The sequence below is a fragment of the Mesorhizobium sp. CA4 genome (assembly GCF_020165075.1).
Lineage (GTDB): Bacteria > Pseudomonadota > Alphaproteobacteria > Rhizobiales > Rhizobiaceae > Mesorhizobium.
In genome coordinates this window covers 70,971-91,942 of record NZ_JAIUHK010000015.1, presented here as the reverse complement: position 1 = coordinate 91,942, position 20,972 = coordinate 70,971, and the positions used below count along the sequence as shown (strand labels likewise).

27 protein-coding genes, 1 other RNA gene and 1 pseudogene are annotated in these 20,972 nt (G+C 63.4%); 16 read left to right on the top strand and 13 right to left on the bottom strand.

All coding sequences use genetic code 11. The features are described from left to right. Window positions 1–7: 7 nt before the first annotated feature. From LB528_RS14625 to LB528_RS14605, 5 genes are all read left to right on the top strand, one after another. Window positions 8–808, top strand: a complete 801-nt coding sequence (locus LB528_RS14625; RefSeq protein ID WP_224510871.1) for an inositol monophosphatase family protein — start codon at window positions 8–10, stop codon at window positions 806–808. Window positions 809–1,022: 214 nt separating this feature from the next. Continuing rightward, window positions 1,023–1,715 carry a PAQR family membrane homeostasis protein TrhA gene (gene trhA / locus LB528_RS14620; protein ID WP_224510873.1) on the top strand — a complete coding sequence of 231 codons (693 nt, stop codon included), beginning with the start codon at window positions 1,023–1,025 and terminating at the stop codon, window positions 1,713–1,715. A gap of 112 nt (window positions 1,716–1,827) precedes the next feature. Further along, complete coding sequence (locus LB528_RS14615; protein WP_224715320.1) at window positions 1,828–2,850, top strand: MotA/TolQ/ExbB proton channel family protein; 1,023 nt, start codon at window positions 1,828–1,830, stop codon at window positions 2,848–2,850. Window position 2,851: 1 nt separating this feature from the next. Next, a complete protein-coding gene (locus LB528_RS14610; RefSeq protein ID WP_224510877.1) occupies window positions 2,852–3,880 on the top strand; it encodes a peptidoglycan -binding protein in 1,029 nt (342 codons plus the stop codon). 251 nt (window positions 3,881–4,131) lie between these two features. Beyond that, window positions 4,132–4,557, top strand: a complete 426-nt coding sequence (locus LB528_RS14605; protein ID WP_224715319.1) for a hypothetical protein — start codon at window positions 4,132–4,134, stop codon at window positions 4,555–4,557. A gap of 185 nt (window positions 4,558–4,742) precedes the next feature. Here LB528_RS14605 and LB528_RS14600 read toward each other — a convergent pair whose 3' ends face one another. Then, the gene (locus LB528_RS14600; RefSeq protein ID WP_224715318.1) at window positions 4,743–5,096 is read right to left on the bottom strand and encodes a DUF1304 domain-containing protein; all 354 of its coding nucleotides are present in this window, start codon (window positions 5,094–5,096) and stop codon (window positions 4,743–4,745) included. Between the two features lie 146 nt (window positions 5,097–5,242). On the opposite strand from LB528_RS14600, the gene LB528_RS14595 reads away from it, so the two are divergent. Beyond that, window positions 5,243–6,727 (top strand): carboxypeptidase M32, encoded by a 1,485-nt coding sequence (locus LB528_RS14595; protein WP_224715317.1) that lies wholly within the window; start codon window positions 5,243–5,245, stop codon window positions 6,725–6,727. Between the two features lie 36 nt (window positions 6,728–6,763). Here LB528_RS14595 and LB528_RS14590 read toward each other — a convergent pair whose 3' ends face one another. Beyond that, window positions 6,764–8,566, bottom strand: coding sequence for an ABC transporter transmembrane domain-containing protein (locus LB528_RS14590; protein ID WP_224715316.1), 1,803 nt, complete (start codon window positions 8,564–8,566; stop codon window positions 6,764–6,766). A gap of 206 nt (window positions 8,567–8,772) precedes the next feature. On the opposite strand from LB528_RS14590, the gene rpmE reads away from it, so the two are divergent. Further along, window positions 8,773–8,994 (top strand): 50S ribosomal protein L31, encoded by a 222-nt coding sequence (gene rpmE / locus LB528_RS14585; RefSeq protein ID WP_027166741.1) that lies wholly within the window; start codon window positions 8,773–8,775, stop codon window positions 8,992–8,994. Window positions 8,995–9,290: 296 nt separating this feature from the next. Here the strand turns inward: rpmE and LB528_RS14580 are convergent, their stop codons facing one another. Next, on the bottom strand, window positions 9,291–9,932 hold the full coding sequence (locus LB528_RS14580) for a TetR/AcrR family transcriptional regulator (RefSeq protein WP_224715315.1): 642 nt from the start codon (window positions 9,930–9,932) through the stop codon (window positions 9,291–9,293). A gap of 118 nt (window positions 9,933–10,050) precedes the next feature. Between LB528_RS14580 and LB528_RS14575 the strand changes: the two genes are divergently transcribed. Beyond that, a complete protein-coding gene (locus LB528_RS14575) occupies window positions 10,051–10,527 on the top strand; it encodes a DUF1772 domain-containing protein (RefSeq protein WP_224715314.1) in 477 nt (158 codons plus the stop codon). A 35-nt stretch (window positions 10,528–10,562) separates the two neighbouring features. On the opposite strand, the gene LB528_RS14570 is transcribed toward LB528_RS14575, so the two are convergent. From LB528_RS14570 to LB528_RS14560, 3 genes are all read right to left on the bottom strand, one after another. Then, window positions 10,563–10,874 carry a SelT/SelW/SelH family protein gene (locus LB528_RS14570; protein WP_224510888.1) on the bottom strand — a complete coding sequence of 104 codons (312 nt, stop codon included), beginning with the start codon at window positions 10,872–10,874 and terminating at the stop codon, window positions 10,563–10,565. A gap of 18 nt (window positions 10,875–10,892) precedes the next feature. Further along, window positions 10,893–11,642: a YebC/PmpR family DNA-binding transcriptional regulator gene (locus tag LB528_RS14565; protein ID WP_140841722.1), complete on the bottom strand. Its 750-nt coding sequence runs from the start codon at window positions 11,640–11,642 to the stop codon at window positions 10,893–10,895. A gap of 203 nt (window positions 11,643–11,845) precedes the next feature. After that, complete coding sequence (locus LB528_RS14560; protein WP_224510890.1) at window positions 11,846–12,169, bottom strand: ArsR/SmtB family transcription factor; 324 nt, start codon at window positions 12,167–12,169, stop codon at window positions 11,846–11,848. 51 nt (window positions 12,170–12,220) lie between these two features. Between LB528_RS14560 and LB528_RS14555 the strand changes: the two genes are divergently transcribed. From LB528_RS14555 to LB528_RS14540, 4 genes and pseudogenes are all read left to right on the top strand, one after another. Beyond that, a complete protein-coding gene (locus LB528_RS14555; protein ID WP_224715313.1) occupies window positions 12,221–12,703 on the top strand; it encodes an SRPBCC domain-containing protein in 483 nt (160 codons plus the stop codon). A gap of 42 nt (window positions 12,704–12,745) precedes the next feature. Further along, window positions 12,746–13,138, top strand: a complete 393-nt coding sequence (locus LB528_RS14550) for a VOC family protein (RefSeq protein ID WP_224715312.1) — start codon at window positions 12,746–12,748, stop codon at window positions 13,136–13,138. A 30-nt stretch (window positions 13,139–13,168) separates the two neighbouring features. After that, the gene (locus tag LB528_RS14545) at window positions 13,169–13,531 is read left to right on the top strand and encodes a hypothetical protein (RefSeq protein WP_224715311.1); all 363 of its coding nucleotides are present in this window, start codon (window positions 13,169–13,171) and stop codon (window positions 13,529–13,531) included. Between the two features lie 23 nt (window positions 13,532–13,554). Further along, window positions 13,555–14,011: pseudogene (locus tag LB528_RS14540) on the top strand (SRPBCC family protein). 25 nt (window positions 14,012–14,036) lie between these two features. Here LB528_RS14540 and LB528_RS14535 read toward each other — a convergent pair. The 4 genes from LB528_RS14535 to ssrS all read right to left on the bottom strand — a co-directional run bounded on the left by LB528_RS14535 (window position 14,037) and on the right by ssrS (window position 16,658). Continuing rightward, window positions 14,037–14,804 carry a TerC family protein gene (locus LB528_RS14535; protein ID WP_224715310.1) on the bottom strand — a complete coding sequence of 256 codons (768 nt, stop codon included), beginning with the start codon at window positions 14,802–14,804 and terminating at the stop codon, window positions 14,037–14,039. An 80-nt stretch (window positions 14,805–14,884) separates the two neighbouring features. Further along, complete coding sequence (locus LB528_RS14530; RefSeq protein ID WP_140546534.1) at window positions 14,885–15,709, bottom strand: YmdB family metallophosphoesterase; 825 nt, start codon at window positions 15,707–15,709, stop codon at window positions 14,885–14,887. Between the two features lie 66 nt (window positions 15,710–15,775). Beyond that, complete coding sequence (locus tag LB528_RS14525; protein ID WP_224715309.1) at window positions 15,776–16,363, bottom strand: 5-formyltetrahydrofolate cyclo-ligase; 588 nt, start codon at window positions 16,361–16,363, stop codon at window positions 15,776–15,778. 139 nt (window positions 16,364–16,502) lie between these two features. Beyond that, window positions 16,503–16,658, bottom strand: a non-coding RNA gene (gene ssrS, locus LB528_RS14520) — 6S RNA. A 149-nt stretch (window positions 16,659–16,807) separates the two neighbouring features. Here ssrS and LB528_RS14515 point away from each other — a divergent pair. The 4 genes from LB528_RS14515 (at window position 16,808) to msrB (ending at window position 19,877) form a co-directional block, all read left to right on the top strand. Then, window positions 16,808–17,647 (top strand): AAA family ATPase, encoded by an 840-nt coding sequence (locus tag LB528_RS14515; protein ID WP_224715308.1) that lies wholly within the window; start codon window positions 16,808–16,810, stop codon window positions 17,645–17,647. Window positions 17,648–17,735: 88 nt separating this feature from the next. Then, entirely contained in the window at window positions 17,736–18,182 is a 447-nt protein-coding gene (locus LB528_RS14510; protein WP_224715307.1) for a GNAT family N-acetyltransferase, read from the top strand. Window positions 18,183–18,188: 6 nt separating this feature from the next. After that, window positions 18,189–19,379 (top strand): vWA domain-containing protein, encoded by a 1,191-nt coding sequence (locus tag LB528_RS14505; protein ID WP_224715306.1) that lies wholly within the window; start codon window positions 18,189–18,191, stop codon window positions 19,377–19,379. Between the two features lie 93 nt (window positions 19,380–19,472). After that, on the top strand, window positions 19,473–19,877 hold the full coding sequence (gene msrB / locus LB528_RS14500) for a peptide-methionine (R)-S-oxide reductase MsrB (RefSeq protein WP_112129728.1): 405 nt from the start codon (window positions 19,473–19,475) through the stop codon (window positions 19,875–19,877). A 55-nt stretch (window positions 19,878–19,932) separates the two neighbouring features. Here the strand turns inward: msrB and LB528_RS14495 are convergent, their stop codons facing one another. The 3 genes from LB528_RS14495 to LB528_RS14485 are packed head-to-tail and all read right to left on the bottom strand — an operon-like array spanning window position 19,933 to window position 20,963. Continuing rightward, a complete protein-coding gene (locus tag LB528_RS14495) occupies window positions 19,933–20,229 on the bottom strand; it encodes a hypothetical protein (RefSeq protein ID WP_224715305.1) in 297 nt (98 codons plus the stop codon). Between the two features lie 10 nt (window positions 20,230–20,239). Then, a complete protein-coding gene (locus LB528_RS14490; protein ID WP_224715304.1) occupies window positions 20,240–20,680 on the bottom strand; it encodes a hypothetical protein in 441 nt (146 codons plus the stop codon). A 22-nt stretch (window positions 20,681–20,702) separates the two neighbouring features. Then, window positions 20,703–20,963, bottom strand: coding sequence for a DUF2312 domain-containing protein (locus LB528_RS14485; RefSeq protein WP_095767239.1), 261 nt, complete (start codon window positions 20,961–20,963; stop codon window positions 20,703–20,705). Window positions 20,964–20,972: the final 9 nt, after the last annotated feature.

Sequence of the window (20,972 nt, the reverse complement as noted above, 5' to 3'; positions counted from 1 at the left end):
AGAAAAAATGGCGCGTTCCGCTCTCCTCAACGTCATGGTCCAAGCCGCGATGAAGGCCGGCCGCTCGCTGTCGCGCGACTTCGGCGAGGTGCAGAACCTGCAGGTCTCGATGAAGGGACCGGGCGACTATGTCAGCCAGGCCGACCGCAAGGCCGAAGAGATCGTCTTCGCCGAGCTTTCGAAGGCGCGGCCGGGCTATGCCTTCCTGATGGAAGAGCGCGGCGCCGTCGAAGGCGAGGACGCCCAGCACCGCTGGATCGTCGACCCGCTCGACGGCACCACCAACTTCCTGCACGGCATTCCGCTCTTCTCCGTGTCGATCGCGCTCGAGCGCCAGGGCCAGATCGTCGCCGGCGTCGTCTACAATCCGGCGATGGACGAGCTCTATACGGCCGAGCGCGGCGGCGGTGCCTTCATGAACGATCGCCGCCTGCGCGTTGCCGGGCGCTCCAAGCTGACCGATGCCGTGATCGGCTGCGGCGTGCCGCATCTCGGCCGCGGCCAGCACGGCAATTTTCTGATCGAGCTGCGCAATGTCATGGCCGAAGTCTCCGGAGTCCGCCGCCTGGGCTCGGCGGCGCTCGATCTTGCCTATGTCGCAGCGGGACGGATGGACGGTTTCTGGGAAACCGGCCTGTCGTCCTGGGACATCGCCGCCGGCATCCTTCTGGTGCGCGAAGCCGGCGGTTTCGCCTCCGACATGAATGGCGGACAGGACATGATGGACAGTGGCGAGGTCGTCGCCGGCAACGAGTTCATCCAGCGCGCGCTGCTGAAAACCGTGAAGAAGCCACTGGCTGCTCGCTGATTAATGCATGTCGCCCAGAAGTGTGCAGCGGTTTTGGGACGACGACATTCATCAAAACAAAGACTTAAAGCGCGTCGCCTGAGTCCGTTCAGCGCGACGCGCTTTAAAGCGTCCTTTGCGCGTCGAAAGGACGCGCGCCTTTAGTCGCAAAACCGCAACCGAAGCTTGAAATACTGGTCCGCGAGCGCCCAGATTAGGTGTTGCAGGATCATTCATGAACGACGCGCGTCCAGATACAAAGCTTGAAATCCCCTTTGTGGGGCGCTGGCATTATTCCCGCGCCGAAATGATTGCTGACGGCATCGTTCACGCGGTGGGCATCGTGCTGGCGATCGCCGCCGGCTCGGCTTTCCTGGCCTTGGCCGCCTTCCACTCTGGCCCGGGCGAATATGTCGCCGCGGTGTTCTATGTGGTGTCACTGCTCACCGTGCTCTCGGTTTCGCTGGCCTATAATCTGTGGCCGGTGTCTTGGCCGGCGAAATGGATCCTGCGCCGTTTCGATCATGCCGCGATCTATCTTTTGATCGCCGCCACCTATACGCCCTTCCTCGCCCAGCTCGACAACTCGCCCCTGGCGCTGCCCATGATCATCGTCGTATGGAGCGCGGCGGCGGCCGGCATCGCCATCAAGATGTTCCTGCCCGGCCGCTACGACCGGCTGGCCATCGTCTTTTATCTCGCCATCGGCTGGAGCGGCGTCGTGCTCGCCGGACCGCTTGTCCAGACGCTGCCGACGACCTCGGTGGCGCTGCTCGTCGCCGGCGGCATCGTCTATTCCTTGGGCGTCATCTTCTTCGCCTGGAAGGGCCTGCGCTTCCACAATGCCGTCTGGCACGGCTTCGTCGTCACCGGCGCCGGCCTCCACCTGGCCGCCATGGTCGACTGCCTAGTCGTCAACCGGTTCTAGGCCTGTGGCGCGGGCCCTATCGGGCCATATTGCCAAGCGCCATTCAATTTGGTCACAATTCCGTTTAGAGTCGCGGCAATTCTGCGGCGGTGGCATCGGAAACGGGGCACGGATGGCTTTTCTCAGATCCTTCGGCAGGCGATCGGACGTCCTGGTCTATGATCCCCACAAGCTGTCGAGCCCGCAGGTCTTCCTGCTCACCATGGTGATCTTCCTGATCATCGTCGCTTTCATCGCCGCCATCCTTACCCGCCAGATCTCGACCGCCTTCTCCAGCAATCCGGGCCTCAACGGGTTGATTGTCGGCGTGCTGGCGGTCGGCATCCTGCTTGCCTTCGTCCAGGTCGGACGGCTGTTCCGGGAGGTGCGCTGGGTCAACTCCTTCCGCGCCGGCTCCGAAACCACCGAGCCGGTGCTTTTGGCGCCGATGAAGGCGATGATCGGCCGCTCGTCGACGATCGCCTTCTCCACCTCGTCGATGCGCACGATGCTGGATTCCATCGCCACCCGCCTCGACGAGAGCCGTGACACCTCGCGCTATCTGGTCGGCCTGCTTGTGTTCCTCGGCCTGCTCGGCACCTTCTGGGGCTTGCTCAACACCATCGCTTCGATCCGCGAGACGATCGAGGCGCTGGACCCGGGCACCGGCGATGCCGCCGCCGTGCTCGATGCGCTGAAGCAGGGCCTGTCGGCGCCGCTCGCCGGCATGGGCACCGCGTTTTCGTCCTCGCTGTTCGGCCTTTCGGGCTCTCTGGTGCTTGGCTTCCTCGACCTGCAGGCCGGCCGCGCCCAGACCCGCTTCTATACCGAGCTCGAGAACTGGCTGTCCTCGGTCACCGATCTGTCGTCGGACATCGTCGTGTCCGACACGTCGAAAGCCACCGAATCCTCCGAGGACATCCGGCTCTTGTCGGAGCGGCTGCGCAGCCTGCAGGAGAATGGCGGCGGCTCCAATCCGCGCGTCGCCACCGCCATGGCCAATCTTGCCGACGGAATCTCTGGGCTGGTGAAGAACATGCGCTCCGAGCAGCAGATCATGCGCGACTGGGTCGAGGCCCAGTCCGACGAGCAGAAGGCCATGCGCAACACGCTGGAAAAGATCGCCGACGCGCTGAAGAAGCAAGGGGTCCACTGACGTGGCGCTGGCAAGACGGCGCACCGACCGCCGCATCGACTATTGGCCGGGCTTCGTCGACGCCTTGTCGACGCTGCTGCTGGCGATCATGTTCCTGCTCACCGTCTTCGTGCTGGCGCAGTTCCTGCTCAGCCGCGAGATCTCCGGCAAGGACGCGGTGCTGAACCGCCTCAACTCGCAGATCAACGAGCTGACCCAGTTGCTGGCGCTTGAACGCACGAACAGCCAGGATAAGGAGGATACGCTCGCCAATCTCCAGGCATCGCTCTCGGCCGCGCAAGCCGAAAAGAGCCGCCTCGAACAATTGCTGGCGCAGGGCGCCGGCGCCGGCGACGCGGCCAACAAGCGGGCCGACCAGCTTTCGGGCGAGCTCAGCAACCAGCGCCAGATCAGCCAGCAGGCGCTGAGCCAGGTCGAGATCCTCAACCAGCAGATCGCGGCGCTACGCAAGCAGATCGGCGCGCTGGAAGACGCGCTCAACGTCTCCGAGCAGCGCGACCGCGACTCCAACACCAAGATCGCCGATCTCGGCCGCCGCCTGAATGTCGCGCTGGCGCAGCGCGTGCAGGAGCTCAACCGCTACCGCTCCGACTTCTTCGGCCGGCTGCGCGAGATCCTCGCCGACCGCGAGAACATCCGTATCGTCGGCGACCGCTTCGTCTTCCAGTCGGAGGTCTTGTTCCCGACCGGCTCCGACGTGATCAACGACGCCGGCAAGGTCGAGATGAAGAAGCTTGCCGACGCCATCATCGAATTGCAGAAGGAAATTCCGCCCGAGATCAGCTGGGTGCTGCGTGTCGACGGCCATACCGACAACAAGCCGCTCTCCGGCACCGGCCGCTATCGCGACAATTGGGAATTGTCGACCGCGCGCGCCACCTCGGTGGTGAAGTTCCTGATCGAGAACGGCGTGCCCGCCAACCGGCTGGTGGCCGCCGGCTTCGGCGAGTTCCAGCCGCTTGATCCTGCCGACACCGACGAGGCGCGCAGTAAGAACCGCCGCATTGAACTGAAGCTCACCGAACGGTGAGCTATCATCACGCCAAGTCACGGGAAGTTGTTCGTCGGCTGAATACTTAGAGTGCTAAGTCCTATCGACAAGGCCTGCAAACATTATCTTTTTTTAATTACACTTCGCGAATCGACGCACCTAATTTGCTGCGCAGGGCCGGGAACCGCCGGCGGTGCCACCCATCGCGACGCGACGGAACCGGACGGCCCTGAAAGGTCGGAAGGCAATGCGGCAGGGCCGCTACCTTCCCTATCGGAGGATGCGCCGCCATGCGCGCTTCAACATCTCTCAAGACAGTAATCCTGGCTGCTGCGCTGATCGCGGCCCCGCTCGCCGGCGCCTATGCGGCCGGGCACCACAAGGGACTTCTCGACGCGACCCCTCCAGCCGATTTTGTCGGACCCCGCGTGAGCGGTCTGATCGATCAGGTCCAGGGCGTGGATCAGGGCATCACCGACGCCCGCCAGGCAAACAACATTTCGGCCGCCGAAGCGCAGCGACTGCATATGCGCACCGCGCATATCAGCCAAGCCGCGGAGCACGTCGCGGCTTCGGATCACGGCAGGATACCGTCCGCGCAATACCGTCAGTTGCTGCGTCGCCTCGACAATGTCGACCAGAGGCTGATGAACGACACCGGCAGCGGCATCATGATGGGCGACGGCTCCGACGGCGGCAATTACCCGAACGGCTGACCTCTTCGGAGGAAACGAAAGGGACCACCTGGCGCCCACGGGACCTGGCCCGGGGGCGCCAATTTTCGATCGCGTCCTGCTTCGATTGGAGCAATTCCAGGAAAAGTGCGAGCGGTTTTCCGTCCGGAATTGCGTAGAAACAAAGAGTAGAGCGGTTCGGCATTTCCATGAAACGGTGAAACGCTCTATAGGCCGAGCCAAAGCGCGATGATGGCAAGTACCGCCGGCGCCGTCTGGACGAACAGGACCTTGCGGCCGACGATCGCCGCGCCACAGAGGCCGGCGATGGCGACGCAGAGCAGGAAGAACTTCTTGATCTGGAACCCGCCGGCGCCGAGATAGAGACCCCAGATCAGGCCCGCGGCGAGGAAGCCGTTGTAGAGGCCCTGGTTGGCGGCGAGCACCTTCGAGGCGCTGGTGAACTCTGGCGTCGTTCCGAACGCCTTGCGGCCGCGCGGCGTGTCCCAAAGCACCATCTCCAGATAGACGATATAGCAATGGATCAGCGCCACCAGCCCGACCAGGATATCGCCGATCATCGTCTCCTCCGCCCGTTCGGACGAGCATTGACTACACGTCGACGCTGCCGCGCAAGATAGGCCGACCCTGGCCTTGCCGACCAGGGTTGCCAAGCTTCGCGCCTTGGTATCTTTTCGCGCCAGCCCATTTGCAGCCGGAACCCATCATGTCCTTCCAGAAACTCGATCAACTCGGCCACAAGCTCGAAGCGCTCGAGCATGCTTTGGCCATCCTCGGCGCCGACGAGGCGACGCATATGGCGGTCGGCGGCGGCGAAAAGCGCGCCGAGGCGATGTCCTTGCTTGCCGGCATGCTGCACGCCCAAGCGACCGCGCCGGAGATCGGCGACTGGATCGCCGCCGCCGAGGCCGAGCCGCTGAACGACGAGCAACAGGCGGCGGTCAGGGAACTGCGTCGCCAATACACCAACCTCACCTGCCTGCCTGTCGAATTCGTCGAGCGCCAGACGGTGGCGCGCATGCGCTCCGAGCAGCTCTGGCGCGACCTGCGCGCCAAGAACGACTGGGCGGGCTTCCTGCCGGCGCTGGAAGGCGTCGTGACCCTGGTGCGCGAGGAAGCCGCCTTGCGCGCCGACGCGCTCGGCCTGGCCCCCTATGACGCGCTGATGGAGCAGTACGATCCCGGCAATCGCGCCGCCGACATCACCCCGGTATTTGCGGAGTTGAAGGCCTGTCTCAAGGATTTCCTGCCGCATGCGCTGGCCGTCCAGGATGTGCGGCTGACGAAACATCCGCTGAAGCCGCTCTCCGGCAGCTACGCCATTGACCGGCAGCGCGAGCTCGGCCTTGCCATGATGGCGGCCGTCGGCTTTGACCTCACCCATGGCTCGCTCTCCGTGTCGCACCATCCCTTCTGCGGCGGCGTGCCGAGCGATGTGCGCATCACCACCCGCTACAAGACCTCCGACTTCCTGTCGGCGCTGATGGGCGTGCTGCACGAGACCGGTCATGCGCTCTACGAGCAGAACCTGCCGAAAGCCTGGTCGCATTGGCCGCTCGGCAGGGCGCGCGGCATGGCCGTGCATGAGAGCCAGAGCCTATTCGTCGAAAAGCAGATCGGCCGCAACCCGGCCTTCTGGCGCTGGGCGCTGCCGGTGGTTGAAAAACATCTCGGCGAAGCCTGGTCGCTCGACGACATCCTGCCGCATATCCACCATGTCGAACGCGGCCTGATCCGGGTCGACGCCGACGAGGTCACCTATCCGCTGCACGTCATCCTGCGCTACGAGCTGGAGCAGGAGCTCGTGTCCGGCTGGCTGGAGGTCGCCGACCTGCCGGAGGCATGGGATGCCAAGATGCGCGACTATCTCGGCCTCTCGACCATCGACAATCCCGCCGACGGCCCGATGCAGGATGTGCACTGGCCGGGCGCCGCCTTCGGCTATTTCCCCTCCTACACGCTGGGCGCCATGATGGCCGCGCAGCAATGGGCAGCGCTGACCAGGGAGCATCCGTCCGCCGACCAGGACCTCGCCAAGGGCGATTTCAGCGCCATCAACGACTGGCGTCGCGCAAAGATCTGGTCGCAGGGCTCACGCTGGTCGACGCCGGACCTGCTCAAGCGCGCCACTGGCGAGAAGCTCAACGCTTCCTATTTCACCGAACATCTGCGCAAGCGCTACGGGAACTGACCCGCGGCAGGTTGAAACCAGCTGGGTGCGGCGTGCCTACTCCGCCGCGCCTTTGAAGGCGTTGGCTCCGGTCTCGAACTGCAGCTTGGCGAGCCGGGTATAGATGCCGCCCTTGGCGACCAGGCTCTGATGCGTGCCTTCCTCGACGATGCGCCCGCTGTCCATGACCAGGATGCGGTCCGCCTTGAGCACCGTCGCCAGCCGGTGCGCGATGACGATGGTGGTGCGGCCGCGCATCAGCCGCTCCAGCGCTTTTTGCACCAGCGTCTCACTCTCGGCGTCTAGCGCCGAGGTCGCTTCGTCGAGCAGAAGGATCGGCGCGTCGCGCAGAATGGCCCGGGCGATCGCGATGCGCTGGCGCTGGCCGCCGGACAGCGTCACGCCGCGCTCGCCGACCTGGCTGTGATAGCCCTTGTCGAGCCTGGCGATGAATTCATCGGCAAGGGCCGCCTTGGCCGCGGCCTCGATCTCGGCTTCGCTGGCGCCCTGCCGGCCGAAGCCGATATTGTCGGCAGCACTTGCCGCGAAGATGGTGACGTCCTGCGGCACGATCGCGATGCGTTGGCGGATGGCGGCCGGATCGGCCTCGCGTACATTGACGCCGTCGATGAAGACGCGGCCGCTCTCGGGGTCGTAGAAGCGCAGGATCAGCGAGAAGACGGTGCTTTTTCCCGCGCCCGAAGGCCCGACGATCGCCACCGTCTCGCCCGGCTTCACCTGGAAGCTCAGGCCATGCACCGCGGCGCGGTCCGGCCGCGCCGGATAGGAGAAGGAGACGTCGTCGAAGCTGATCGCGCCCTTGGCCGCGGCCGGCAGCGGAACGGGATCGGCAGGTCGCTGGATCGTCGGCGTCTCGGCCAGGATCTCGGTCAGCCGCTCGGCGGCACCCGCCGCCTGCGACAGCTCGCTCCACACCTCCGACAGCGCGCCGAGCGCGCCGGCGGCAAACACCGAATAGAGCAGGAACTGGCCGAGCGTGCCCGGCGACAGCGTGCCAGCAAGCACATCGCGCGAGCCGAACCACAACACCGCCACCACCGAGGAGAAAATCATGAAGATGGCGAAGAAAGTCAGGAACGAGCGCGCGAACACCGATGCCCGCGCCGCCTCGAAGGCGGCGTCGACGGCTTCCGCAAAACGGCCGGTGACCAGCTTCTCGTTGGTGAAGGCCTGCAGCGTGCGCACCGCGCCGATCTGCTCGCTGGCATAGGCGGTGGCTTCGGCGAGCGTATCCTGCGCTTGCCGAGACTTGCGCCTCACCGAGCGGCCGAAGGCGACCAGCGGCAGCACGATCACCGGAATGGCTGCAATGACCAGGCCGGAGAGTTTTGGGCTGGTGACGACCATCATCGCCACCGCGCCGAGGCCCAGGATCAAGTTGCGCAGCGCGACCGAGGCGGTGGCGCCGACGGCCGACTTCACCTGCGTGGTGTCGGCGGCAAGCCGCGACACGATCTCTCCCGAATGCGCGCGATCGAAGAAGGCGGGCGACAGTGTCGTGACATGGGAGAAAACGTCGCGGCGGATGTCGGCGACGACCCGCTCGCCGAGCGTGATGACAAAATAGTAGCGGCTGGCCGAGGCGGCCGCGAGTAGCGCCGCCATCGCCACCAGGGCGGCGAAATACTCCGCGATGAAGGTGGAGCCCGATGCCTGGAAGCCGTGATCGATCATGCGCCGCACGGCCATCGGCAAGGCGAGCGTCGTCACCGCCGCGACGATCAGCGAGATGATGGCGCCTATTACCAGCTTCCGGTAGCGGGTAACGTACGGAAAGAGGCTGCGGAGCGGCCGGACCGAGCATCTGCGCTCGCTTGCGCTGCCACCGATTTCCGCCATGAGCGTTTCCTCTGGCCGCTTGGCGGGACAGCGCTTCAATATGCGCCCGCCGCGGCCTTGTGATTCAATTCCGGCTGATGTATAGGCTCGCCGACCGTTTTAGAAGCCGTGGCTTTTCATTAGCTGCGGCTTCGAGTTTTAAAAAGGGGCGCATCGACGCAGGCCTTCAGGCCCGTTGCCAGCGCCGGCAGCCAGGAAACACGACAATGAAGGCCGATATCCATCCCGACTACCACACCATCAAGGTCGTCATGACCGATGGCACCGAATACCAGACCCGTTCGACCTGGGGCAAGGAAGGCGACACGATGAACCTCGACATCGACCCGACCACGCACCCGGCCTGGACCGGCGGCCAGCAGACCCTGCTCGACCGCGGCGGCCGCCTGTCGAAGTTCAAGAAGCGCTTCGAGGGCTTCGGCCTCTAGCCGGATACATCGGCAGATTTCGAGAAACCCGCCTTCGAGGCGGGTTTTTTGTTGCCAGTTTCGTCCTTCTCCCCGTTCTACGGGGAGGTGCCCCGAAGGGCGGATGAGGGGCAGAGCCCGCGCTTGAAAGTTCAAGGTTCCTCGCCCCACGAAGTGGGGAGAGGTGGCTCGGCGAAGCCGAGACGGAGAGGGGAGCGCCCTACGAAGGCCCCCGCTCCGTCCGCTTCGCGGACACCTCTCCCCCGCCCCTGGCGGGGGCGAGGAATCCAAGCCTTGCGACGCTGCGGAAATCGTTCCTACTCCCCCACCAGCTCCCTCAGCGCCATGCGCTTGTAAGCCGCGACCAGCCTGTCGCCCTCGTCCCGCTCGACGGAGATAGCCAGCCGCACCGCGGCCTCGCCCATCTGCCAGACGAGAAACGCGGCCGTCTCCAATTCGATCGGATCGGCATCGGGGCGAATCCGTTTCAGTGCCGCGACCAAAAATTCGGCATTGGCCCGGCTGTCGGCGAGCTCGAGTTCGCGCAGCGCCTTGTCGGCCTGCGTGCCCGACCAGATGTCGCGCATCACCGGCTCGGCCAGGAACAGCTGGTAGTAGATGTCGACCAGTTCCGAGAACGCCTGCCTAAGGTCGTCCTTGTCGCCGACATCCTTCAGCGCCGCCGCGATGCAGGCCTGGCTTTCGGCCGTGTAGCGCTCGGCCAGCGCCCAGACGATCGCCCGCTTGTCCGGGAAGAACTGATACAGCGAGCCGATCGACACCCCTGCTCGCTCCGCCACCTCGCCCATGCGCATCGCGTCGCTGCCCTGCTCGGCAATCAGCGCCGAGGCGGCGGCAAGCATGCGCTCGACCCGCTCGCGGCTGCGCTGCTGGCTCGGCGACCGGCGCGGCGAAGCGATGGCGGCCTGGTCCGGCCTGGCGGCGACTTTTTCATCCATGGCTCTCTCCGGGCGATTTTCCGAAAACTGGCTTGACTCGCAAAATACGAGGATTTATCACGTTCTGCAAATGTGAGGATTTATCACATTTGCAGCCCAAGCACCTGGAGCAACTGAGATGATGAAACTTCTTCCCACCCTCACCTTCATCGCCGCGATCGGCTCCGGGGTCGTCGGCGGCGTCTTCTTCGCCTTCTCGAATTTCGTCATGGCAGCACTTGCCCGGCTGCCCGTGCCAAGCGGCATCGCGGCGATGAATTCGATCAACGTCACGGTGATCACGCCGACCTTTATGACCGCGCTGTTCGGCACCGGCCTTATCTGCCTGGTTTTCATTGCCGGCGTTTTGTTCGGCTGGAGCCAGTCCGGCTCGTACTGGCTGCTTGCCGGCGCCGTGATCTATTTCGTCGGCAACCCGATCGTGACCATAGTCTTCAACGTGCCGCTCAACGACGCTTTGGCCGCCGTCGATCCGCAGAGCGCCAACGGCGCCGCCGTGTGGGCGAACCATCTGAGCCAATGGGTGATGTGGAACCACGTCCGGGCCATCACCGCGATCGTGGCGATGGCCTGCTTCATCATGGCATTGATCTGAGGTGAGCAGCCCGCGCGAATGCAAAAGACCCCGCCTCAGGCGGGGCCCGTCTTCTTGTGCGGTTTGCGATCAGCGTGGCCGAGATCCCGCTCCGGGTCGATGACGTCGCGAACCAGCTGCTTGAGTTTTGCCGCGTCCGGAAAACCGCCGTCGCGCTTGCGCTCCCAGATGAGCTGATCGTTGCAGGCAATGGTGAAGATGCCGCCGGTGCCCGGCACCAGCGTCACCTCGCCGAGATCGGTGCCGAAGGTCGAGAGCAGCTCCTGCGCCATCCAGCCGGCCCGCAGCAGCCAGTGACATTGCGTGCAATAGGTGATGCGGATGACGGGCAACGGCTTCTCGCTCATGTCGTGTCGCGTAGCCGGTCAGGCCGCGCTGAGCTTGGCCATCGTCTCGTCGTCGACCTCGAAATTGGCATAGACGCTCTGCACGTCGTCATCGTCCTCGAGCGTGGCGACCAGCTTCATCAGCGACTGCGCCCGCTCTTCGTCGACCGGGACGTTGTTCTGCGGCTGCCAGATCGGCTTGACCGATTCCGCTTCGCCGAGCGCGGCCTCCAGCGACTTCGACACTTCACCGAGATTTTCGAAGGCGCAATAGATCGTGTGACCTTCCTCGTCCGACTCCACATCGTCGGCGCCGGCCTCGATTGCGGCTTCCATCACTTTGTCGGCGCTGCCGGCCGAGGCCGGGTAATAGATTTCGCCGACGCGGTTCCACATGAACGACACCGAGCCGGTTTCGCCGAGCGCCCCGCCGGCCTTGGTGAAGGCGGCGCGCACATTGGAGGCCGAGCGGTTGCGGTTGTCGGTCAGCACTTCCACGATCAGCGCTACGCCGCCGGGGCCGTAGCCTTCATAGCGCACGGCCTCGTAATTTTCCGCGTCGCCCGCGGACGCCTTGTTGATGGCGCGCTGGATGTTGTCCTTCGGCATCGACACGGCCTTGGCGTTCTGCACCGCAAGGCGCAGCCTGGGGTTCATCGCCGGATCCGGCGTGCCGGTCTTGGCGGCGACGGTGATTTCGCGCGCCAGCTTGGAAAACATTTTCGACCGCACCGCGTCCTGGCGGCCCTTGCGGTGCATGATGTTCTTAAACTGCGAATGGCCAGCCATGGCACCCCTGTCGTGTTCGGCTAGAGCATCTCGAAGCGAGGTGTCGTCACCGCATCTTCGGCAAAATGCTCGAATTCAATCTTTCAGAACGTCCCGGGCATGCCTGCTAAGGCACGCGGCGCTCTTTGTCGGAATGGCCGGCTTATAGATAAATCGGCTCAATTCGTCCAGACGCGCCTTTACTTCGGCGTTGAGCCGGCCCCTCACCCCTCCAGATCGGACCTCAGCCGATCGAGAATGCTGATGGCGTGGCCGGCATACTGGCTGATCCAGCGGTCGTGGATCTGCTTGATCGGCAGCGCATTGAGATGGTTCCAGCGTTCGCGCCCCTCACGCTTCGCCACCACCAGATCGGCCTCCTCCAGCACCTTCAGGTGCATCATCACGGTGCAGCGGTCCATGTCCGGGAAAGCCTCGCACAGCGCGCCGGTGGTCTGCGGCTGATCCTTCAGGCGATCCAGCAATTCACGCCTGCGCGGGTGCGCCAAGGCCTTGAAAACATGGTCGTCGGAGGTTTGACTTGACACGTTATATTTCTATAACATATCGTCTCGAGCAGCAAGGAAGGAGCTGTGGATATGTCCTTGGGATTCAGGATATCCGGACGCATCGGCAAACCGGTCGGCGAGGTCTTCGATGCCGTCGTCAATCCGACAAAGCTCAGCGGCTATTTCACCACCATAGGCGGCGCTTCGGCTCCGCTTGTCGCCGGCACCACTGTCACCTGGTGGAAGTCTGTCCCGGTGGAGGTCGGCGAGGTAACGAAGGACAAGCGCATCGTGCTGCGCTGGGACGCAACAGACGCCGACGGCAAGCCCGCCTACAAGACCCGTATCGAAATGAATTTCGAGCCGCTTGAGGACGGCGGCACCTTCGTCACCATCGCCGAGTCCGGCTGGCATGAAGGCGAGACCGGCCTGAAGAAATCCTACCTGAATTGCGAGGGCTGGTCGCAGATGCTGGCCTGCATGAAGGCCTATCTCGAATACGGCATCAATCTGCGCGACGGCTACTACCGCAGCGAGCTGCGCGGCGAGCCGGCCAACGAGACCAACACCTGAGCTGACATTCAGGTCCCGATATCCGGCAGGAGAGGTCGCCCGATGACGAAAGCAACGCCATTCCTGATGTTCGAGGGAAAGGCCGAGGAGGCCATGACCCTCTATTGCGAGACCATTCCCGACAGCCAGATCCTCGACATCATGCGCTATGGCTCGGGCGAAGACGGGGCCGAAGGAATGCTCAAGCTGGCGCGCGCGTTAATCGGCGGCGTCGAGGTCAGGATCTACAACAGCCCCGTCCACCACGCCTTCACCTTTACGCCGTCCCTTTCCTTCTTTGTCGACTGCTCGTCCGAAGAGGAGCTCGAGCGGATCGTCGGCGTTCTTTCCAAGGACGGCAGCTTCCTGATGCCGACCGGCAATTACGGCTTCAGCCAGCGTTTCGCCTGGCTCAACGACCGCTTCGGCATCTCCTGGCAGATCAACCTGCCGTAACGACATCCAACGCAATCAAGAGGATCGGCAATGGACACCGAGATTACCGGCGGCATCAACATCGCCATGAAGGTGCCGTCGCACCAATACGAGACAACGATCGCCTTCTATCGCGATGTTGTGGGGTTGAAGCCGTTTACGGCCAAGGCGCCGGCGATCGGTTTCGAACTTGGTCCCAATCGCCTCTGGATCGACGAGGCGCCGATGATGAGCCAGGCTGAAATCTGGCTGGAGCTTTTCACACCGGACTTCAAGAGCGCGGCCTCGCATCTTGCCAAGGCTGGTGTCGCGCGCTGCGACGCAATAGAGCCTTTGGGTGAAGGCTTTCGTGGCGGCTGGATCACCAACCCGGCCAACATCATTCACCTGGTGCGTGAGCCGGACGCCTGGTGAATCCTGTCGGAAAGGAGAGTCGTATGGAGCTCAGAGAACCTCCCATCGCCGAAACCGCCATGTCGACCGGTCGCTGAGGTGTTCGAAGCCATCGTCGATCCGGCGGTCACCACGAAATTCTGGTTCACGCATTCCAGCGGCCGCCTGGATGAGGGCAAGCCGGTCGAATGGGAGTGGCGCATGTATGGCGTCTCGACCAAGGTCGAGGTGAGCGAGATCGTCACCAACGAGAAGATCGTCATGCGGTGGAGCGATCCGCCGACCACCGTCGTCTGGACCTTCGCCAAATTGCTCGATGAAGCGACCTTCCTCGAAGTCCGCAATTTCGGCTTCGCCGGTTCCGCCGACGAACAGGTCAAGCAGGCGGTCGGATCCACCGACGGCTTCTCGCTGGTGCTCGCCGGCGCCAAGGCCTGGCTGGAACAGGGCCTGACGCTCGGCCTGATCGGCGACCGTCACCCGAAGGGTGTTTCGGCCTAGCGGCTCGCCGGCGTGGTGGCAAGCCTCAGTGCCCCTCGCCAGACCTCTGCCTCTTACGCCGCCGCGCCAGCATGTTGAGGGCTTCGACCAGGGCGGAAAAGCCCATGGCGGCGTAGATGTAGCCCTTGGGCACGTGATAGCCCATGCCGTCGGCGATCAGCGTCATGCCGATCATCAAAAGGAAGCCAAGTGCCAGCATGACGATAGAGGGGTTCCTGGCGATGAAATTGGCGAGCGGCGTCGCCGCCATCATCATCACGCTCACCGCCACGATGACCGCGATATACATGATGGCGATCTCGTCGGTCATGCCGACGGCGGTGATGATGGAATCGATCGAGAAGACGAGGTCGAGCAGCAGGATCTGGAAGATCGCGCCGGCAAGGCTCATCTGCAGCGTGCCGCCGACCATCGTGTCCTGATGGTCCTGCGGATCGACCGTGTGATGGATTTCCTTGGTAGCCTTCCAGACCAGGAACAGGCCGCCGGCGATCAGGATCAGGTCGCGCCACGAAAAGCCGTGGCCGAAGGCGGTGAACACCGGCGTCGTCAATTGCACGATGATCGAGATCGTGGCGAGCAGGATCAGGCGCATGATCAGCGCCGCCGAAATGCCGAGCCGACGCGCGCGGGCGCGCTGCGCTTCCGGCAGCTTGTTGGTCAGGATCGAGATGAAGATCAGATTGTCGATGCCGAGCACGACCTCGAGCACCACGAGGGTCAAAAGCGCGACCCACGCGGTCGGATCGGAAACAAAATGAAAGTGCGGCGCCAGAAATTCGACAAGCTGCATGAAGGTCGTCCCCTCTACGATCTAGAGCAGTTTTCGCGGGTTTCGTCGCCAGTTAGGTATTGATCTCGCTTATATCAATGTCACGACCAGAAGGACGGCGCCGTTTCTTCCAGCCGCGGCCCGCGACGAAACGGCGCGATTTTTTCGGCAAGCCCGGTGCGGTCGGAAATATCGACGCCGACGCCGCAGAGCGTCGCGGGCCCTGACGAAGCCTCGAAGCGGCCCTTCGGCACCTTGGAAAGGAACCGGTTGAGCGGCTCTTCCTTATCCATACCGAGCGAGGAATCATAATCGCCGCACATGCCGGCGTCCGAAATATAGGCGGTGCCGCCATTGAGGATCTGATGGTCGGCAGTCGGCTGGTGCGTGTGCGTGCCGACCACGAGGCTGGCGCGGCCGTCGACAAAATGCGCGAAGCACATCTTCTCCGACGTCGCCTCGGCGTGGAAATCGATGACCGCCGCATCGGCCTGCTCGCCGAGCGGGCAGGCCGCAAGCTCACGCTCGCCGGCCTGGAACGGATCGTCGAGCTCGGGATGCATGAAGACGCGGCCCATGATGTTGGCGACCAGCACGCGTGCGCCATTGCGGGCAATGTAGACGCCCGAGCCGCGGCCCGGCGTGCCCCTGGGAAAATTGGAGGGACGCAGGAAGCGCTCCTCGCGCGGCGCGAAGATCAGCGCGTCGCGCTGATCCCAGACGTGATTGCCGGTGGTGACGACATCCGCGCCGGCCGCGAGCGTCTCGCGAAAGATCTCCTCGGTGATGCCGAAGCCGCCGGCGGCGTTCTCGCCATTGACGATGACGAAATCCAGCTTGAAGTCGGAAATCAGCCCCGGCAGCTGCTCCCAGACTGCCGTGCGCCCTGTTTTGCCAACCATATCGCCGAGGAAGAGAAGTCTCATACGATCCCGAGCCGAAGTCTGCCAAGCTGCATGACTTCCGCGAAGACCATCAGCCTCGCCGACTATCTATAATTGGGGCGCGAAGCGGCGCAACCCGCTCTCGCTCAGTATTTCCGGAATGATCACGTCATGGTTCTCGTCAGGGACCATTTCAACTTCCTGGCAGTTGAAGGCGATGCCGATCAGCCTGGGCGCGATGCCCTTTTCGGCCAGCCTGGCGATCGCGCGGTCATAATAGCCGGCGCCATAGCCGATGCGGTGGCCGCGGGCGTCGAAGGCGGCGAGCGGCACCAGCATGAGCGTCGGGTCGAGCACTTCCGCCTCTTCATGCGGCCCGACCGTGCCGAAGCCCATCTCGACCATCGGCGCGCCGCGCACCAGCTCGCGAAAGACGATCGTGGTCTTGTCCAGGATCGCCGGCAGGCAGAGCCTGGCGCCCTTTTCGCGCAGGGCGAACATCAGCGGCCGCACATCGACCTCCGAGCGCATCGGCCAGAAGCCGGAGACGACCTCGCCGGGTTCGAAGTCGATTTTTTCCTTCGCGATCTCGGCCATTTCGAGCGCGATCTCGACGCGCCAGAACTCGTCGAGCGCATCGCGGCGCGCCAACGCTTCCTTGCGAAGCTGTTTTTTCAGATCTTTGGAAGAGCTCATGCGCGGACGCTAGAAAAAATCGGATTTGGATGGCGTTTTAGGAGCGACGTTTCTAGCGCAGGAAAAGTGCGCAGCGGTTTTTCCGTCCGGAATTGCGTCAAAACAGAGAGAAGGCGCATGTCTCCCGAAAACGGGAGAGCGACGATCCACACAACCGGTGGAGAGGTCGATCCCGGGTGCCTACAAAGTAGGTGGGCGCCGTGTGAGAAAACCCACGGGTCTTCCCAGGGACAGCTCCCTAAGGATCGATAAGGCCCCGGGGATAAGTTTCTCCTGCCGGGAAGCGCAGACCGCCGATAGCAAATATAGGCCGATCATTAGCCGCGCGCCAGAAGGATAGCTCGCCCGGCCCTGTAAATTCTTGTCGCGCGCTCCGCGGCGTCGCCACGCCTTGCGCAGGCCGGCCAGCATCCTTACGGTCCAGCCGCACGGACAGGAGAAAGAATGCGTTTCGAAGGCACTGCGGCTTACGTCGCCGACAAGGATCTGATGGTCGCGGTGAACGCCGCGATCGCGCTGGAGCGGCCCCTGCTGGTCAAGGGCGAGCCCGGCACCGGCAAGACCGAGCTTGCCCGCCAGGTGGCTTCGGCGCTTGGGCTCGATTTCATCGAATGGAACGTCAAATCGACCACCAAGGCGCAACAGGGCCTTTACGAATATGACGCCGTCTCGCGGCTGCGCGACAGCCAGCTCGGCGACGAACGCTTCAACGACATCGCCAATTACATCAAGCGCGGCAAGCTGTGGGATGCCTTCGCGGCGCAGAAAAAAGTCGTGCTGTTGATCGACGAGATCGACAAGGCCGACATCGAATTCCCCAACGACCTCCTGCAGGAGCTCGACCGGATGGAGTTCTTCGTCTACGAGACCGGCGAGACTATCCGCGCCGAGTTCCGGCCCATCGTCATCATCACCTCGAACAATGAGAAGGAACTGCCGGACGCCTTCCTGCGCCGCTGCTTCTTCCACTATATCCGCTTCCCCGACATCGACACGCTGCACCGGATCGTCGAGGTGCATTACCCCGGCATCAAGCAGAATTTGGTGCGGGCGGCACTAACCCAGTTCTACGAGATCCGCGACGTGCCGGGCCTGAAGAAGAAGCCCTCGACCTCCGAAGCGCTCGACTGGATCCGCCTGCTGGTCGCCGACGACATCGCACCCGACGACCTGCGCGCGGATCCGAAGAACATGCTGCCGAAACTGCACGGCGCGCTCTTGAAGAACGAGCAGGACGTGCACCTGTTCGAGCGGTTGGCCTTCATGGCCAGACGGCAGCAATAGGCCAACAGCAATAGCATTTTCGCCGGCTGTGGACCGTTGCCCGCACGGGACATCTGCCGCAGCCTCGCGCCAAAGCTTGGAGGAAGAAATGTCCGAGATTACCATCCGCCCGCTCGATCAGTCCGATCACGCCGACTGGCGGAGGCTGTGGACCGCCTATCTGACCTTCTACGAGACCAAGCTGCCGGAGGAGGCCTACGACGTCACCTGGAAGCGCCTGTTCACGGAAGGCGAGTTCGAACCGAAGGGCTTCATCGCCACGTTTCACGGCAAGGCCGTAGGCCTGACTCACTATCTCTATCACCGCTCCTGCTGGTCGCAGGTCAACAACTGCTATCTGCAGGATCTGTTCGCCGACCCTGAGGTGCGCGGCAAGGGCGTGGGCGCGGCGCTGATCAAAGCCGTGCAGGACGAGGCCGGCAAGATCGGCGTCAAGAATGTCTACTGGATGACGCACGAGACCAACGCCACCGCGCGTAAGCTCTACGACCATGTGGCGCGGCGGACCGGATTCATCGAATACGATCTGCTGTAGGCACTGATGTTCATCCCCTTCTTCCTCGAACTGAAGGCCGCGCGGTTTCCTGTTTCGCTCAGGGAATATCTGTCGCTGCTGGAGGGACTGGAAGCGGGGCTCGTCGACTATGACGTCGAGGCTTTCTACTACCTCGCCCGCTCGGCCCTGGTGAAGGATGAGCGTCATATCGATCGTTTCGACCAGGTCTTCGCGCATGTCTTCAAGGGTGTCGAGGCGCTCGGCGGTCCCGATGCCATCGATGTCGCTGACATCCCCGAGGAATGGCTGCGCCGGCTGGCGGAAAAGCACCTGAGCGAGGAGGAAAAAAAGCTGGTCGAAGCGCTGGGCGGTTTCGACAGACTGATGGAGACGCTGAAGCAGCGCCTCGAGGAGCAGAAGGGCCGGCATCAGGGCGGCTCGAAATGGATCGGCACCGGCGGCACCTCGCCCTTCGGCGCCTATGGCTACAACCCCGAAGGGGTTCGCATCGGCCAGCATGAAAGCCGCCATCGCCGCGCGGTGAAGGTCTGGGACAAGCGCGAATTCAAGAACTTCGACGACACCGTCGAGCTCGGCACCCGCAACATCAAGGTGGCGCTGAAGCGGCTGCGACGCTGGGTGCGCGAGGGCGCCGAGGAGGAGTTCGACCTGCCCGGCACCATCCACGCCACCGCCGAGCATGGCTATCTCGACGTCAAAACGCGGCCCGAGCGGCGCAATGCCGTGAAGCTCCTGATGTTCTTCGATGTCGGCGGCTCGATGGACGACCATATACGCGGCGTTGAGGAACTGTTTTCCGCCGCGCGCGCCGAGTTCCGCCAGCTCGAATATTTCTACTTCCACAATTGCCTTTACGAGCGCGTCTGGAAGGACAACCGCCGGCGCCTGGCCGAGACGATCCCGACCTTCGATCTCATCCACAAATACGGGCCGGACTATAAGGTGATCGTCGTCGGCGATGCCTCGATGAGCCCTTACGAGATCGCGCATCCGGGCGGCTCGGTCGAGCACTGGAATCCGGAGGCGGGCAGTGTGTGGCTGGCTCGCCTTTTGCAGCAATGGCCGAATGCGATCTGGCTGAACCCCGAAGCCGAGAAGAACTGGCGCTACACCCACTCGATCCAGCTGATCAGCGACATCTTCGGCGGCCGCATGTTCCCGCTGACATTGGCCGGGCTTGAGGCAGCGACTAGGCAGCTGTCACGCAAGCATTAGCTCGCTTTCGCTGGAAGCACCTGTAACAAGGGCCTATATTTGGGCGAATATCCGTTGCAAGCAACAACGAGCCGCCAAGGCCAAGGAGATTTCATGGACACCCACGCCTATCCCGTGACCCGCACCGATGCCGAGTGGCGCGCCCGGCTGACGCCGGAGCAATATGCCGTCATGCGCAATCACGGCACCGAGCGCCCCGGCAGTTGCGCCCTGCTCTACGAGAAGCGTGCCGGCACCTTCTATTGCGTCGGCTGCGACCAGCCTTTGTTCGAATCCAAGCTGAAATTCGAGAGCGGCACCGGCTGGCCGAGCTTCAACGATCCGGTCCCGGGCGCGATCGAGACCACCGTCGACCGCAGCTACGGCATGGTACGCACCGAATGCCACTGCTCGCGCTGCGGCAGCCATCTCGGTCACGTTTTCGAGGACGGCCCGCCGCCGACTGGCCTGCGCTATTGCATCAACGGCGTGGCGCTGCGCTTCGAACCGGCAGCTTGATGCCTTGGAGATGGGCTTTGCAAAGGGCGGCTTCGGCCGCCCTTTTTCGTATGGCTCATGCCACGACCGTCGCGATCAGCCAGAGCGCGGAACCGAGCATCATCAGCTGCGCCTTGAAACCCCCGACCTTCTCCGCGGTCCGCCAGACGGCGACCGTCAGGAAGATGTTGTAGGGAACGGGGAGGAAATGCACCGCCAGCACCAGCCAGAGCGGCAGCTTCAATCCAAGCAGGATCAGCGCCAGCGCCGAAGAGGCGATGCTCAAGATGGTCCCGACCAGCAGCATGTCGCGCCAGAACAGCCGGTCGAGCGGCACTTCGCCCCTCCACCGCGTCCGGAAAAAACCCGTCATCGCCGGCGACCTATCGCTGCCCGAGAACGTCGGTCACGGCTTCTTCGAAGCGTGAGCATTCCCGTACCAGCCAGTCGCTCATGGCCGGCCAATTGTCCTCGGCGTAGCAGTTCACCCGCCACATCGAGTTGATGCCGAGACCTTCACAGCTCTGCTCGGGCCTGAGCTTCAGCCTGGATTCGATCGCCGGCTGGAACGGTTTCAGCCGCGACCAGGACTCCGTGGCGCCGAACTTCTCATTGCGCCCGAAGAAGACGCCGACATGGTTCTGCGCCGGTGCGACATACATCGAAAGGACCAAAGCGAAATCCGGCAGCCCGCGCTGCCAGAACCAAGGCCCGCGTCGTGCGAGCCTTTGCCTTTCTTGCGGGTGCCGTTCGGCGAACAGCGCCCAGAAGCCGCGATGGCGGAACTCCGAGGCGCGACGGCCGCCGAAGTCGAATTCGTTCATGGCCGGTCTCCGGCCATGAGGCTTACGCCATGCCGAGGGCGGCCTTGTAGAGATCCAGGATCGATTCTTCCTCCTGGCGCTCGGCCTGGTCCTTCTTGCGCAGCCGCACGATGGTGCGGATCGCCTTGGTGTCGAAGCCGGTGCCCTTGGCTTCGGCATAGACATCCTTGATGTCGTCGGAGATCGTCTTCTTCTCTTCCTCGAGCCGCTCGATGCGCTCGATGATGGTGCGCAGCTGGCCGGCGGCTACAGTCTGGCTGGTCTCGGTGATTTCGTCGGCCATTTTTCTCTC